The sequence below is a fragment of the Pseudoalteromonas luteoviolacea genome, assembly GCF_021654285.1.
GTDB lineage: Bacteria > Pseudomonadota > Gammaproteobacteria > Enterobacterales > Alteromonadaceae > Pseudoalteromonas > Pseudoalteromonas luteoviolacea_J.
Window position 1 is genome coordinate 15557 of the sequence record NZ_JAKFZS010000013.1, and the last position, 15157, is coordinate 30713.

11 protein-coding genes are annotated in these 15157 nt (G+C 39.7%); 8 read left to right on the forward strand and 3 right to left on the reverse strand.

The genetic code is table 11. The features are described from left to right. The first annotated feature begins 157 nt into the window (after positions 1 to 157). From L1077_RS13740 to L1077_RS13750, 3 genes are all read left to right on the forward strand, one after another. Positions 158 to 2341: a DUF6351 family protein gene (locus L1077_RS13740; protein ID WP_237137350.1), complete on the forward strand. Its 2184-nt coding sequence runs from the start codon at positions 158 to 160 to the stop codon at positions 2339 to 2341. Positions 2342 to 2653: 312 nt separating this feature from the next. Then, complete coding sequence (locus L1077_RS13745; RefSeq protein ID WP_237137351.1) at positions 2654 to 3415, forward strand: hypothetical protein; 762 nt, start codon at positions 2654 to 2656, stop codon at positions 3413 to 3415. Between the two features lie 692 nt (positions 3416 to 4107). Beyond that, complete coding sequence (locus L1077_RS13750; RefSeq protein WP_237137352.1) at positions 4108 to 4635, forward strand: flagellar protein FlhE; 528 nt, start codon at positions 4108 to 4110, stop codon at positions 4633 to 4635. Between the two features lie 35 nt (positions 4636 to 4670). On the opposite strand, the gene L1077_RS13755 is transcribed toward L1077_RS13750, so the two are convergent. Further along, positions 4671 to 5144, reverse strand: a complete 474-nt coding sequence (locus L1077_RS13755) for a hypothetical protein (RefSeq protein WP_237137353.1) — start codon at positions 5142 to 5144, stop codon at positions 4671 to 4673. Between the two features lie 477 nt (positions 5145 to 5621). Here L1077_RS13755 and L1077_RS13760 point away from each other — a divergent pair, with 477 nt between their 5' ends. Both L1077_RS13760 and L1077_RS13765 read left to right on the forward strand, forming a co-directional pair. After that, positions 5622 to 6059: a hypothetical protein gene (locus L1077_RS13760; RefSeq protein ID WP_237137354.1), complete on the forward strand. Its 438-nt coding sequence runs from the start codon at positions 5622 to 5624 to the stop codon at positions 6057 to 6059. Positions 6060 to 6284: 225 nt separating this feature from the next. Next, complete coding sequence (locus L1077_RS13765; RefSeq protein WP_237137355.1) at positions 6285 to 6911, forward strand: LysE family translocator; 627 nt, start codon at positions 6285 to 6287, stop codon at positions 6909 to 6911. Positions 6912 to 6947: 36 nt separating this feature from the next. Here the strand turns inward: L1077_RS13765 and L1077_RS13770 are convergent, their stop codons facing one another. Next, on the reverse strand, positions 6948 to 7580 hold the full coding sequence (locus L1077_RS13770; protein WP_237137356.1) for a hypothetical protein: 633 nt from the start codon (positions 7578 to 7580) through the stop codon (positions 6948 to 6950). Positions 7581 to 7690: 110 nt separating this feature from the next. Next, positions 7691 to 11146, reverse strand: a complete 3456-nt coding sequence (locus L1077_RS13775) for a cadherin-like domain-containing protein (RefSeq protein WP_237137357.1) — start codon at positions 11144 to 11146, stop codon at positions 7691 to 7693. Positions 11147 to 11463: 317 nt separating this feature from the next. Here L1077_RS13775 and L1077_RS13780 point away from each other — a divergent pair, with 317 nt between their 5' ends. The 3 genes from L1077_RS13780 to L1077_RS13790 all read left to right on the forward strand — a co-directional run bounded on the left by L1077_RS13780 (position 11464) and on the right by L1077_RS13790 (position 15152). Then, entirely contained in the window at positions 11464 to 12504 is a 1041-nt protein-coding gene (locus L1077_RS13780; protein ID WP_237137358.1) for a S66 family peptidase, read from the forward strand. Between the two features lie 164 nt (positions 12505 to 12668). Beyond that, entirely contained in the window at positions 12669 to 13874 is a 1206-nt protein-coding gene (locus L1077_RS13785) for an alkaline phosphatase family protein (protein WP_237137359.1), read from the forward strand. A gap of 198 nt (positions 13875 to 14072) precedes the next feature. Then, positions 14073 to 15152 carry an efflux RND transporter periplasmic adaptor subunit gene (locus tag L1077_RS13790; RefSeq protein WP_237137360.1) on the forward strand — a complete coding sequence of 360 codons (1080 nt, stop codon included), beginning with the start codon at positions 14073 to 14075 and terminating at the stop codon, positions 15150 to 15152. The last annotated feature ends 5 nt before the right edge of the window (positions 15153 to 15157 follow it).

Below are 15157 nucleotides of genomic sequence, written 5' to 3' on the forward strand. Positions count from 1 at the left end.
TTTGGATATAAAGATAAGTTTCTCTTCAAGAGTAAACCTGTAATATCATGTTTTATTTATTGATCTTTTTCAGTTTACCTTAAATAACAAACATATAACAACGTAACTGTCAGAGCAACTCTAAACTTAAAGTATCGGCATAGTCATAGAGGTGTATATGATAAAAAAGCTCATATTGATCTTTTTATTGCTGGTTGGCGCTGGCTTTACGTTTTGGTTATACCAAGATGTTACAAATGAAGATCGTCACTTTGCTGTTCAAAACACAGCCAAGTCTAAAGATAACTATCTACTTGATCTTAAAGATCACATTTCTCAAGCCAAAAGACCGATTGAACATTTTTCATTCCCGATAGCCATTGGTGCAATCGGTCCTTCCGAGAGCTTATACTCTGGTCCAAATCAGTATCCTTTTTATTGCATGTCACGAGACTCAAAGTTAGGCCAACCCGAAGTGGATAATCATGAAGCGCTTGGGGTTCCAGTTTATGATAGCGATAAAGTTATCGGCTACAGCAAAGATTGCGGCGTAAAAACACGCATTGATTATTACACATTGTACAAAAAAGACGGCAGTTATATTGCTTCAAGGATCACTGATGTAAAAACTGCGAAGAATATCGCATTGCCACTATTTAGAGTAGAACAAGGAACAATCAATCGCTTTATTTATACCTTGATTATGCCGATAAAAAACGCTGAGTTGGGTGATAGGCTAGCTCAAAGCAAATGGAATAAGCGCCTTATTTATCAGTTTAACGGGGGATCTGGCATTGGGTTCAGGCAAGGCAGACAAAAAGCTTCTAGAGTTATGACTCGACAAGCTCAGCAGTTACTTGACGGATATGCAGTCATTAGCTCGAGCGGGAATAAAACCAGTTATACCTATAATATGTTGTTAGCTGAAGATACAGCTCGACGTGTTAAAAAACAGTTCACGAGTTTATATGGCAAGCCCCTTTACACTGTTGGCGTGGGCGGTTCTGGTGGTGGATTAGCACAATACTTGATTGCTCAAAATAGTCGTGAAATTCTCGACGGACTAATACCTTTATACAGTTATCCGGATATGATAACGCAAACGACCTATGCGTTAGATTGTGACTTGTTAAATAACTATTTTACATTCAGGGCTGCCGACAAAAGTGCATGGCGAGATTGGGAGAGGCGACGACTGATTGAGGGGATGAATGCGATCAATGGCTTCCCTCAAAAGGGCGGTTTTTTACAGCCTATAAATCAGTTAATGTCAGGATTTGTGCCTAGTTTACCAAAGGGAAGCAGTGAGTGCATTAATGGATATTTTGGGTTATCAGCTTTTATTAACAACCCTCAGCAGGGATTTATAAGAGAACACTTTAAAGAGCATGTTGTTGATGATACAAATTGGAGCTATTGGCAAGATATGTCGCATGTTTTTGGTATTGATAAGAATGGCTTTGGTTTGAGCACTTGGGACAATGTAGGTGTACAGTATGGACTCAATGCGCTTAAAGCTAAAAAAATAACACTTGATGAGTTTTTACACTTAAATGCTCATATTGGCGGTTGGAAACCCCAGCAACAGATGCAACAAGAGGAAATTGTTTTACCATTTGGCCATAAATTACCTATTTGGCTTACTTTGTGGGGGAACCACAATATCACTACTCCAGTTGATGAAGTTGCCCCAAGACATGAGGGCTCTATTAAAGCGATGAATCAAGCGTATCTATCAGGGCAGGTATTTATTGGCAATATTAATGTTCCTGTGATAGATGCAAGACACTATTTAGAGAACGAGCTAGATATGCACCATATGTCTGCTTCTTTTTATAGTCGACTTCGCATTCAGGCTGCAAAAGGACATAGTAATAACCACGTTATATGGGTTGCACACAAGGACTTTGACCCAACTCATCAGGCATTTGAAATGATGGATATATGGTTGTTGAACTTGAGAGCTGACCCTAGCACCAGTGTAAGTGATGCAAAGCCCGAAACATTGCAAGATACCTGTTTTAATCGAGATGGTAGTATATTTGACTCTGGAGAAGATGTTTTTGATGGGCAATGGAATAGTCGCAATGATGGCTCTTGCCAAAGTCGATTTCCAATGTTCAGTACCAGCAGGATTGAAGCTGGCGGTCAGTGGGGAGGAGATATGTTTAAATGTCCTTTGATACCTGTGAAAAAAGCGATAGAGGATGGCGTTTATGGCGCAATACCGGTGACTAAGCATATTTCTATTTTGCAGAAGATTTTCCCCCAAGGGGTGTGTAATTATGACGGCGAAGATGTAGGGCTGCCTAGTAACTATAATATTAAAAATATAGGCTATAGCGCGTCTCTGGTAAATTAATGATTGTGAAATAATAATATAACCTTAAATAAACTAGGCGACAATAAACTCTTGATGGTTCAAAAATAAGTAATTTATATTTTTGTATTGATAAATATCATAATCCATCTTATATTCATATTGTTCCAATAAAGTGAACTAGATTTTTACCTGGACAAGGATGTTCTATTTAACATGTTTATATCAAGGATAATAATTAGTAATTAATTACGATAAGAAAAACAAAAAATTGTATTAAAGTGTTAACCCCTATTTTACTTCAACATAAACCTCTCTATCATAGTCTGCACCACGGAACAAAAAGGTACAATTATGAACATTAAGAGTTTTTCAGCTATTTCTATTTCAATGTTAGTGCTATCTGGTTGCTCAACTGAAACAACTGAGTCCAAAGGTATTCAAACAGACGCCATCTGGGCTGATATTTATGTTACCTCACAAGGTAAAGACAGTCGTGTTATTGCTGAATTGAATGTCAGCTCACGCAATGGAAATAACATTAAGCTATCAAACAATGACAAACTACAAGCATCTGCGCTAGGTGTGACTAAAGACTTGGAAATTGACGATAGCTTTTTAGACATAGATTACCGCGCAAATTTTAATGTGGCCGATAAAGATACAAAATTTACAGTTACTTTTTCAAGATCAGAAACGAATGATATAATTCGAACAAACCTTAATTTACCAGCACCTTTTACAATCTTCACGCCACAACAAAACCAGTCATTTTATAAAACAGACACAGTTGATGTTAGCTGGACTGCTGATACTGCTACAGATACACGGTTAGATGTTGTGTTAAGTGTTAGGTGCAAAAATAATGAGGGTAATGAGCAAAGCATTGTTGAGAGTTTCCGTGATATTCAAGATGACGGCAATTTATCAATAGATTTAGCTTCTTTGGAAGGTTTTGAGCAAGACATTTTAAACACTAAGAAAGCGTGTCAAGGCGATGTCTATATAGAAAGAATTAGATATAGCACAGTACCTTCGGAATATGCGCAAGGGAGTCGTGCAAGAGCTATTCAAGAGCGTTACTCAGACACCTTTGAGGTTTTGTTATCACGTTAATTGTATCTTGTTAGCCTTTTATACGTAAAACGAACTAATCTAGGGTTTCTAGAGCTACTAATTTCCTTTTTCTGTCCTTTGTATTGATGAACCCAAACTGTGCTAATACGGTTAAGCAAACTTGATATGGTGACTATGCCAAGCTTTGCTTAATTGTAACAGCTCATACCAGTATGGATCTATGTTGATAGAACTCTCCAATAGTGAACGATCATGAACACTTAAATCGCAATTTTATTGGCTATGAAATGCTGATATTACCGCTATGCAAAAATTAATCCGCGAAAAAAAACTGTTGAAAATACCATCGTCATGTTTGAATTTTTAATTCTTAATTTTTGGTATTTTATCGGGTAATTAATTTCTTTTGTTGGTATTTAAGTATTATGCTTTATTTTGCATTACATTGTTTTATTTTGTTTTTTAAGTGACTGAATCAAAGGTTCATTATTTGAATTTTAGATAATGGTAATTGATTTTATCGGTACTTTTAGTGTTTTCTCTTGTTTATTTTATTTCATGAAATAAAAAATGAGTTTCCAGGTGGTATGTGTTCTTTGTATTAAAAAATACACATAAATGGCATTTTACATGAAATATTTTTGGTTGTTTTTTGAACGGTTTTTATTGACTTGAATTAAATATGATTGTTAAAAAAAGCGCTGGATTTACAAAAAAAAGGAAAAGGAAATATGTTTAAGATAAGTGTAAAAAAAGTATCAGCGATGGTTGCTTCTGTTGCTATGTTATGGGCAGGAACTGCGAGCGCGCAGTCTCAATATGAAGTGCCAGAGTTGTTATCTCCAAGTGTATCTGTGTCTCAAGATTTGGTATCGTTAGACAGTGTTGATGGACCTATTTTTATTAATTCTGGGGCATGGGCAAGTAGTGGAGTGCCACCAACGATAAGACACACAGGTTTATTGTATTCGTTAGATCTTCCCGTTGTTGGCTCTGTGCCTTTTGGCTCAACAATAAACACAGTTAACTACAACTGGAGTTTATCTAGGGTACCTGCAGGGTTAGAAGTATATTTGTGCTGGAGATCAACCTCAGCATGTGTTGATGTAAGTAGCAGGCGAAGTGGCAGCTTATCGAATTTCAGAGGACTTGCTGCAAATCAAAAGTTCATTTATGCCTTCGTTATTCGTGGTAACGGTAGCGTAGTCTCGCCAGCTGCATTCGGTAGAACAAGCCAAGTTATTGTAAACTATCAATAGTGATGTTTATAAAGGCCTTAAATAGGCCTTTATAGTCAGGCGTACTCATTTACTTTGAGCATGCCTGATTTTACTTGATAGTCCATAGGCAATGAGTGGTTGAAAGCCATCAACTGTTTATATATGTCTGAGTCAGATGCACCCTCAGCTTTCATTTTTCCGTACATCTCTATTCTCTGCTCTGTTACTTCTGCTGCTATTTTATCAAACTCCAACGTATTGCTTTTCCACTGATTATAGGTAGATGCATCTTTGAAAGAAGGCGATTTAGATAGGTCAATTAGCAATTTGTCTGGTATATAAGCGGCGTCTTTAGCCATTTTTCTTGCAAATTCAGGGTCTGCTTCGACATGGGGGATAAGCACATCACCACCATGCTTCAATTTACCAGAGGATGATGCTTCTTGAGTCTCCTGCGTTGTAGATATTTCTTGCGCAGCCTTAGCTTGATTTGTGCTGTACGTTGAAGTTTGGTGAGTGATTTGCTGCGGACCAGAATGTAATATCATGACTTATCTCCTTGTATAGATAAGGCTAATTAAGCAATAGATATGCCACAAAATAAAACCTATATTTTACAATTCTGTAACCTTTTTATATGGGGGAGATATTGAGTGAAGGGAAACTGGTTGCCGGTTTTTTGTCCGCTTGGATGATTGCTAATTGCCAGTTTTTTGGGGTGTCAAATAAGAGGGGATTTGTATAGTCAATTGACGCAACGCAAAAAGTATCTGTTAAAATGCACGGTGGAAATCAGGAAGCCAAGCAATGAAAAAAAGTAAATTGACCAAATAGCTATGCGTCTCATAAGCTACTTGACCAACTGAAATAACCACTCTTCGAGATGCCTATTGTTAAAAGCATTTCGCCATTCAAGTCAATTTTATTGCTTAGTATCTATATCTAGGTGTGAGGAAAAGTGGCTAATGAAGTGACAAAGTGACTACTTTTTGGCGATAGGTTTCGGGACTAAAAAAGGACTTAATATGGGCAAAAAAACGAAGCAGTTACCAGTACATGTGTATAAAAAGAAAGTATTTTTGGGGGTTGCAGTGATGCCATTTATAGGTGGCCTGTCCATATTATTTGGTATAGCAGGGTTATTGAGTGGAGTGAATATACTAGGGTATTTGATAATATTTGGAGCAACCTACAGCCTTAACTATTCATTACTTGTTAACCACAAGCCAGTAAAGCTGTTTTCAACCTTTGCAGAGCTTAAGTTGGCACCACTTGGCGCTAGGGAGACAATTCAATACAGGGATATTGAAATGGTAAAAATAGAGCATAAACATATTGAGATTGCATATAAAAATCAAAATGAGCCTAAAATTGCAAGCATACCGCTAGAGTTATTTGAAAATAGATGCCAGAAACACATGGTAGACCATTTTCAAGAATTCCCAGTAAGAACGAATTCATAGTTCAATTGTAGTATTTGTGTTTGCATGCACAGTTTTGTTAATTAAAAACGGCGATTATTACTCATATATCTCACAGTGGTAGTTGTAATATGGTGACTGTTTTGTGGTCTAAGTGAGAAGATGCAGATATAGCGTATCGCTCAGATGACCACCGAACGTAAATTGTTGTTCACAATGCAAGGTTATTTTAGGTAAACTCGCGGCTGAAATTCTGCGGAGGTAAATATGGAATTATCAGCATGGCTGAGTTTAGCGTTAATTTGTACATTGGGCGCAATGTCACCCGGACCAAGTTTGGCAGTGGTGCTTAAGCATAGTATGAATAGTGGAACAGTTGCCGGAGTATCTGCAAGTATTGCGCATGCCTTTGGTGTAGGTAGCTACGCAGCGCTTTCTATACTTGGTCTCGCAAGTTTGATTGCACAGTTTCCAACAGTTTATACACTACTATTATATTTTGGGGCTGCATACTTGGCTTATCTTGGATTTAAAATATTGACTAGTAAGCCAGCAGAGCCAAATGAGAGTGAAGCAATAGACAAAGCGACAACCGATTGGGTGTCTGCTGCCAGAGAAGGTTTCACCGTAGCGTTTGTGAACCCTAAAACTGCAATATTTTTTGTTGCGCTTTTTTCACAATTCATTGATCCAGCAATGATGACATTTACACTCGCCTTTTTGATGTGTTTTACGGTATTTATAATAGATGCTATATGGTTTGTATTTGTGTCAGTTGCAGCATCATCTGCGACAAAGCGTTTTAACTTAGGAGCACAGCAAGGAGTGATTTCCAAAATCCTGGGGGTCGCCTTTATGTTATTGGCGCTGAGAGTGCTTTATCAGACTTTTTAACTTCCCAGCGCAAATGGCGGCAGGGAAATGCCGCTTTCATGAGTTGATATGTGAGTTTAAATAATGAGTGAGTATGAGCAGCTTTAACATTGGGTTTTCCCTTGTATGATGATTAAACTGCAGCGCGATATAATCTTGATTACGTGCTATTGCACGTTCTATATAGACATGAATATGCAAGTTGTCTGAAAGCTCAAGGTATGCGTGTTTTTTGGTAAAGCATTTCACATGTTCTGCACCATTTAGAGGGAATGAGGCAACACAGGCTCCTGATAACGATAGGCTTTGAATTGAGCAAATAACTTTTGGGTAGGTCAGAGAAAATGTAATTGAGGGCGATGGGTAAAAACGCCAATTTCTTGGACATTTACTTGTATCAAGGATGTCTGGAAGCTTATTGATAAGCGTCAAAAGCGTTTTGATTTTATGCGCGTTTATATCATTGTTATATGCTTTTTCTTCCAATAAAATACTTTCAATGCATGACTTCTTCGCTAAGTATTGATTATGTGTTAAATAAAGCGCGAGGGGCTCCACTAACCATAATTGGTAAATACGTTTTTTTAGCTGTTCTAAGCTGAGCTTTTGCGGCGCTAAGCTGTCGTTTTCATCAAAGTGGCCTGTTTCTAGTTCATGAAGTAGTTTGAGCTCGTCAGGTGTTAGTTTCATAGCAAGCAACCATCCATTGCAATTACATAAAAATAAGCAAAATGCATACCTGTACTGCACAAAAAAGCGCGACACATTTGTGGTCGCGCTTTCACTAGGGCTAAATTTACTTAACGGCGCATGCTGCCGCTAAATCTATCATGATTATCTGGGCTGTCATTGTCAGAAAAATCAAGTGGGTGTTCTAGCTTAATAACATCGACGTTCCAGCCATCATCAAGCATACTTGTTGGTGTTATGACGTACGCTTCTACTTGTAGGCCTGCACTAGGGGTGACAGCCGTTAGATGAAGTTGACCAAGTACGACTTTCCATGTGAACGATCGTGTCTGTCCGTCACTGACAAAGTCCGCTGTTCCATCCCCTTTAAAGTCAACGTAATGGGTGGTATCGCCATTGATCAGTGCAAAGCGTTCGTATTCAATTTTATGACTATCAAAGTAGGGTTGTTCGCTATTGGATTTAGTACGTACGACCGCACCCACCTCATCCGTGTCTTTCCAGTGAATGACATCAGGACCAGCTTGATACATAAAGAATGAAATATCATCGGTGTTGAGCTGATTCACTTCAAAAGTCAGCGTTGCTAAGCCTGTTTCTTCATTATAGGTATAGGAGCCATAATTAATGCCTGGGCCGTCAGAATTGGCGGGGTCATACTCGGCTTCAAAAAACTTGTTATCAGGTAAAAATACTGACACCCATACTCGACTTGTTGTGAGAGGGTATTCTACAAAACCACCCACTCTTGGCTCGTTTTCATCTAGCAAGCGTTCAAAGGTAATTGGGGACTCGCCTTCAACCTCTAGTGTCATGGTATTACCATTTACAGTTGCCTTATGCGCTAAGTTCTCATCAAATCCGTAAACGCCATTAGTATCTACGACTTTGTTAACTTGCAAGTTACCTGTTGCTTCATCCCAGCTCAGAGACCCAATTTCTAATCCAGCAAAGCCTTGTGGGTCATTGTCGGTTTTGAGTTCCATATGCACCCAAGTGCCGTCTCTGATGATAATAACAAATTCAGGTGAGCTGGGTTGATACCAAGCGCCGTCAATTGCATATTGCATTGGGGCAGGCGGTGTGTACATGCTTCTTGAAGCGATATTGAAGTCAACATAGAGGTTTCTGACTTCGCCTAACTCGCAGTTTGTGCCCTCGAAATAACCACACACTTTGAAGTAATCTCTATCAAAATCTTGGATCTCGGTCACACCGACAGACCCCATTTGGTCAATCAGTAATTTACCGCCGGAAATCGAATAATCAGCAAGATCCCCAGTTCCTAATTCTACTTTGCGAGACGTTGAGCCATCATCGTTTTGGCTCTCAGAAAAGGAATTTTTTAATACTTGTTGATTCTCGACAAAATAGAGCGTTCTCATTGGTAACCAATAATATTCAAATTTATCAACGGTGGGCGCCGATTTTTTGTACTGTTGAATATAAGAACCACTGGTTGTATTTGAGTTGTCTGTTGGGTAGCTTTCTCTTACATACCAAGTGTCACCATTTCGTGCAATTACCTCAAGTTTTTGTGTCCAGTTGACTACGCACATATCAGCACTTGCGCCTTCTGGGCATTGGTGTACCAAGGAGCGAGAAGTAGTTGGACCATAACCTAGAGATTGCATGCTGAGTGTTCTGCCCGATTGCGCCCAAGTACTCATCGTTTTATACATGAATCTGTAGGATGTGCCGTTAATATAATTGTCGACAAAGAAATCTTGAGGCTCGGCGACACCTTGATACGATCTAAACCGGCCAATGACATCATTGTTTGACAATGTAACCGCTTGCTCAGGGACCATTAGCCCAGAACGTCTTCTGTAATGCTCTGTATCGGTTTTGTCTGTGGTTGCCCAGAATTGATAACCTGAATCTACACTTTTTATCAGCCAGTATTTAAACGCCTTAGCTTCCATTAGGTCTGTTTTATCAAGTGTGAGGGTAAGGAGGTTATCTGTAATTGACCAAGTTAGAGTACGAGATGTGTCGTCAGGCATTTGGGCACTACCTGTACCATCTTGGTTAAATGTTACCTTGCTTGCAAAGCTACCCGATACGGAATAGTAAAGCGCATTGATATACCAATTTCCGCTAAACTGGCTTTGGGTTGGAGTAATGGTTTGCGTTTTACCAATCATTGACAGCTCATCATTGCGACTCACGTCGCTATTAACTAGCATTTCATTCCCAGTACTGTCCATTGTGTACTCATCACCGATGAACGTAATACTAATAGCTTTGGCAATGGGGTTTTCATCATAGATAGAAAATGAACCGCTTTTGTATCGATAGTGGCAATTATATTTATTGCCACTAGTATCTTTACATTCATAGGTTTTACCCATAATTCCTGACTCAAAAACTAAAGAGACTAAGCCGTTCTCATTCTGTGACCAAGTCATGCCACCACTGGAGTAATCGGCAAAAGTCCCTGTATTATCCTGATTAAAAGACGCTTCGAAAAAGAGATGTTCGAAGACGTTTGTTGAACCAATTAAGTAGTCTCCGACGATATCCGATTGGCCGCTATCTACTAAGTCACTATCTTCTTTAATGCTATTTTTAGTACTCTCAATTAAGGTCGGGTTTTTATCATTTATGGTATCTGTTAGTTCTGCTACCGCGGCTGGTGTTGATACCAGCTCAAATGTTGAGTTAACCCCTTCAGGCAAACTAAAGGCATTATCGCCTTCACCATCGACCACAATCTTAATTAAAGCAGCGAGCGTAAGTTTTTCGTCGGCATCAATACCTACCAGGGCATTGTTAAGTGATGTTTCACTTTGCGGAGTACCCGCTTCTCGAGTGATCAATGCATATTCAGAAGTTGTCACATTGGTGATGTTCACGCCAAAATTGTCGTCTTTGTTTAGGACGCCATCGTCGCCAGCTTGTGTCTCGATTGATGAAAAGCTAGGGAGCTGAGAATAAAATTCTACTTCAGATTGAGTGCTACCGCCTTTTGCTCTTATTCTAACCAAGTCGTCAACCATGGACTCATCCACATCAAGCTGATAATTATAGGTTCCTGTTTCATCGGCGGATAATTCAAAACTCTGGTCGCCAACAAATATGGTGAGTGCAGCATTGGGGATTGGCTCGTCAGTGACTAGACCTGTAATGGTTACTGACTTCACTATTCTGGTGACGTTTAGGTTAAAGTCTGCACTTGTGGTTGCATTGTCATCATCAGTCACAGTGACTCGCAGTGTCATTGTTGAATCTTCTGAAATATCCGGTGTGGTAAATGTCACTACATTGGTTGTTGAGTTTGATAGTGTCGTCGAGGGACCTGAAACGATTTGCCATGAAAATGAATCAACAGTGCCATCGCTATCAGTTGCTTGCGCCGTGAGGGAGATTTCTTGCTTTTCTTGAATAGAGTTTTCACCACTGATAGTCACCGATGGCGCGGCGTTTTGTGGTGTAGAAGGTGTCGATGGTGTAGAAGGTGTCGATGGTGAGCCACTATCAGAACCTCCTCCTCCACAGCCAGCAATACTAACACCTAGCACCCAAGTTAGTATGAGGTGCATCCTTTTACTTGAATAAAACATGGTTTTTTCCTCCGCAACACACGATACAAACTGTGTAGGGTTTGAGAATATTTATTGGGTTCAGTAAGCATAGTAAACGTGCAGAATTCGTACAGGTTATTTAGTGAACTGGCGCTAAAAATGATGCTGTTTGCAGGGGGGAATACTTATTTGTGTTGCAAGCACGCAACTTGAGCGTCATCAGCATTGAAGCCTTGATAGTTTTGTGCTTTTAGTTGACTTTATGAGCTGACTTGATTAGTTTTAAATTCAACATGTTATGTTGCTAATTAGCAAAACATATTCAATAAAAATATGAAATATAAACAGGAATTTTTATGTTGTACCCAGCGGCCATAAAACCCGGCAACAGAATTGCCATTACTGCTTTTTCTTCAGGTGTACCTAAAGCATGCCATGCTCGATTAGATATTGTGTTAAATGATTTATCTAAACGCGGGTTCCACGTAGTAGAGGGGCAATGTTTGCGTGACAATCAACTACACGTGAGTGCATCTACAGAGCTGCGTGTGGCAGAGCTTATGGCATTTCTACTTGATGATAGTGTTGATGTGATTATGGCGCCATGGGGAGGTGAGGTGGCGATGGAGCTGTTACCGCTTTTAGATTGGCTGCAGTTAGAGAAAGCCCGACCAAAATGGTTACTAGGGTTTTCTGATATTAGCACGGTATTGAGTGCTATCAGCTCTAAGCTTGGCTGGGCAACTTGTCACTGTACGAACTTGATGCAGTTAGCTTTGAATCAGACTGATGATTTAACTGCAAATGTATTTACTCATTTGGCAACCTCAATTGGTTCAGAGTTTAAGCAGATCGCCGCAACACATTATGAGCCTCAGCATGCGGATTATAGTAAACATCCTAATGCCGCATTTAATTTAACAGAGCCGAGCTGTTGGAAAGTACTCAATACAAGTTGTATTGACGCCTCTGATCTTGAGTTTTCAGGACGTTTAGTTGGCGGGTGTTTAGATACACATATGGTGTTATATGGCACAGACTATTTTGCACCTTATAACCGATTGATAAATCAGTTTGAACCAACGATTTATTACTTCGAAAATGGCGAACTTACCCCAACACAGTATTTTCGTGCATTACAAAGTTTAAAACTCAAAGGTGCATTCAAATATGCCGCTGGCATTTTAATTGGGCGTAATATTGCAGCAGAGGGTAAACGGGGCGAAGGCTATGATGATCTCATGGCTTTAAAACAAGCGCTAGGAGACCTTGAAATACCGATTTTATATGATGTCGATATTAGTCATCAAGCACCTAATTTGACCCTGATTAATGGTGCAATGGCCAAAGTTAAGCTTATTAATGGTATGGGGGAGATAACCCAAAAGCTCATTTAATTATCATATTGAACGAGTAAAGATAAAAATATATTAGCGATTTTTTAGTCTTAATGCGCATAATTGGTTATATATCTCAAATGTGCGCTTTTTACCTCATGCCTTTTTAATTTGTCATTTTAAAAAGATAAAATCACAAAAATTTTTTATTTTTGAGGTTTTGGATGGCCTGTTCAAAAAAAATACTGACTGCTATTTTATTTACATTTTTTTCATTTACTACTTTAGCGCAAGAAGACGAGCAAAGTGTTGTACTATTTTCTCTTGATGGCTTTCGCTGGGATTATATTGAAAAGCATGATGCAAAAAACATTGCGATGATAGCTAAAAGCGGCGTACGGGCGAGTCATATGCGCCCTGTTTATCCGACGAAAACATTTCCCAATCATATTTCAATCGTCACAGGTTTATTGCCCTCAAATCATGGCATTATCGACAATTATTTCTGTGATAAGCGTCGTCAAGAATGTTACAAAATGGGCCAAGGTACCAAAGACAGTACTTGGCTAAGTGGTATACCACTTTGGAATTTAGCCGAGATGCAGGGGGTCAAAGCTGCAACGTATTTTTGGCCAGAATCTGAGGCACGTTTTAACGGCAGGACACCCAGTTATTATATGCGTTACGCCAAAAAAGGTAACTATCAAAAGCGCATAGACCAAATTATTGATTGGTTAAAGCTTGAAAAGTCGCAAAGACCAAGATTTGTTGCGGGATACTTTTCATTGGTTGATGATATGGGACATGACTTTGGCCCTGATGCAGCAGAGACTTATCAAGCTGTACAAGAGGTAGATAAGCTAATTGGGCAGTTGTGGAGCAGGCTTAAAACAGAGGTGGATCATGATGTGAATCTGGTGCTGGTATCTGATCATGGCATGGTGTCTGTTGAGCCCGAAAAAACCATTATTTTAGATAAACTTGGCTTTAATTTAGAGCACTTTTATGTCAAAAATGGCGGCACTCGCACACACCTTTACAAAAAAACAAATTCGGAGGTGGATATAACTCGCTTAAAGTTATCTTTGAGCGCGCAAAGTGAAGGCCGCTTTGAAGTGTTAAATAATACAACTTTACAGTCAAGAGGTGTTAAGATTGATGACACAACGGCAGACATCATCATTGAAGCATTTCCACCGTATGCATTTGGCACCCATGAGAAAATCGATTACGTTGGTGCGCACGGATATCCTTACTCAAAAGATTTGGCCGCGACCTTTGTTGCTATCGGACCTGCGTTTAAAAAAGGGGTTAAACTTCCAGAAGTCAATAATTTAGATATTTACCCTACTGTTGCCAGTATTTTAGGACTGAAATTGATGTCCAAGGTGGATGGAGATGGAAAGACATTAGTATCAGCACTGAATTAAGCGTTTTATCAACCGTTAACGTATATAACACGTCGATAATTTATATGTGTGGAGCGGGTTTTTGTAACATGAGTATTACACTCTAAAACCATAATTAGATTATCGTCCGTTAGATTAGTGAGTTTGTCGCAATTTGCGCGTTAGACAAACTCATTCAGTGTATCTTGTTTAAAAACAATTATCATTTGAGGTGTAAAAATGCGTTGTATGCCTGCGTTTGTATCCGTTGTTGCTATGTCCGTATTTGCGGCGTGGTCAGCACCAACTTGGAGCGCGCCAGTAGAAGTCGCGGTTTTTCAAGCCAAGGATCTTCAATATAAAAATAAATTAGCGTTGAGTGGTACTGTTGAGGCATCCCAAAATGCAACCCTTGCTAGCCTAGAAGCAGGCGTAGTGAATGAATTAATGGTAGAAGTAGGTGATGTAGTTAAGCGAGGTCAGGCGTTACTGCGGCTTGATCCAACTTTAGCGAAACTCGAGTTGGAACAAAGTGAAGCGTCCGTGTCGGCTGCAGATGTTGCATTATTGGAGGCAAAACGACAGCTAGAAGAAGTAGAATCGCTGTCTAAAAAGCAGTTTGTTGCGCCAACCTTATTGGCCGAGCGACGTGCTAGTGTGGCTGCCGCTAAAGCTGAGCTTGCAAAAACGAAAGCAAACTTGGCTGTTAATAAAGAGTCATTGAGAAGACAGACGCTATTCGCGCCATTTGAGGGTGTAGTGATGAAGCGTAATGTGGATTTAGGTGAGTGGGTAACTACTCAGACACATACTTTTACCTTGGTTTCTGCAGAGGATTTAAGGCTCAACGTCGCTGTGCCGCAAGAGTACATCAGCGCTTTTTCAAACAATCAAATTCAATCGCTTAATATTATTCCCGACCACGATCAAAGTAAGCTGGTTAAAGGCCAAGTTCAGGCGATTGTCCCCGTGATCAATGCGGGGACTCGCAGCTTTGTAGTACATATAGCGGTGCCACAGCAAGCTGGATTTGTCGCTGGTATGTCTGCGCAAGCTGAATTCGAATTACCAAGTACCGGCACTCAGGCTGTTTGGGTGCCAAAGTCGGCGCTTAAATATCATCCGGATGGTGCACTGAGTGTATTTGTTGATAATCAAGGTAAGGCGCAAAGACATACGGTAAGACTATTAGAGCAGCGTGGTGAGCAAGTGCTGATCTCTGCTGTATCAGGAAATAGCAGTGTATTAACCTCTCCCATTATTACAACAGCTGTGCAGCTGCTTAAAAATGGCAGTGAAATCTCCGTGAATAAGGGTTAGTCGAT

What these genes read in the sequence shown, in the direction of transcription:
- L1077_RS13740 (WP_237137350.1), top strand. Translation starts at nt 158, where the DNA reads ATGATAAAAAAGCTCATATTGATCTTTTTATTGCTGGTTGGCGCTGGC.
- L1077_RS13745 (WP_237137351.1), top strand. Translation starts at nt 2,654, where the DNA reads ATGAACATTAAGAGTTTTTCAGCTATTTCTATTTCAATGTTAGTGCTA.
- L1077_RS13750 (WP_237137352.1), top strand. Translation starts at nt 4,108, where the DNA reads ATGTTTAAGATAAGTGTAAAAAAAGTATCAGCGATGGTTGCTTCTGTT.
- L1077_RS13755 (WP_237137353.1), bottom strand. Translation starts at nt 5,144, where the DNA reads ATGATATTACATTCTGGTCCGCAGCAAATCACTCACCAAACTTCAACG.
- L1077_RS13760 (WP_237137354.1), top strand. Translation starts at nt 5,622, where the DNA reads ATGGGCAAAAAAACGAAGCAGTTACCAGTACATGTGTATAAAAAGAAA.
- L1077_RS13765 (WP_237137355.1), top strand. Translation starts at nt 6,285, where the DNA reads ATGGAATTATCAGCATGGCTGAGTTTAGCGTTAATTTGTACATTGGGC.
- L1077_RS13770 (WP_237137356.1), bottom strand. Translation starts at nt 7,580, where the DNA reads ATGAAACTAACACCTGACGAGCTCAAACTACTTCATGAACTAGAAACA.
- L1077_RS13775 (WP_237137357.1), bottom strand. Translation starts at nt 11,146, where the DNA reads ATGTTTTATTCAAGTAAAAGGATGCACCTCATACTAACTTGGGTGCTA.
- L1077_RS13780 (WP_237137358.1), top strand. Translation starts at nt 11,464, where the DNA reads ATGTTGTACCCAGCGGCCATAAAACCCGGCAACAGAATTGCCATTACT.
- L1077_RS13785 (WP_237137359.1), top strand. Translation starts at nt 12,669, where the DNA reads ATGGCCTGTTCAAAAAAAATACTGACTGCTATTTTATTTACATTTTTT.
- L1077_RS13790 (WP_237137360.1), top strand. Translation starts at nt 14,073, where the DNA reads ATGCGTTGTATGCCTGCGTTTGTATCCGTTGTTGCTATGTCCGTATTT.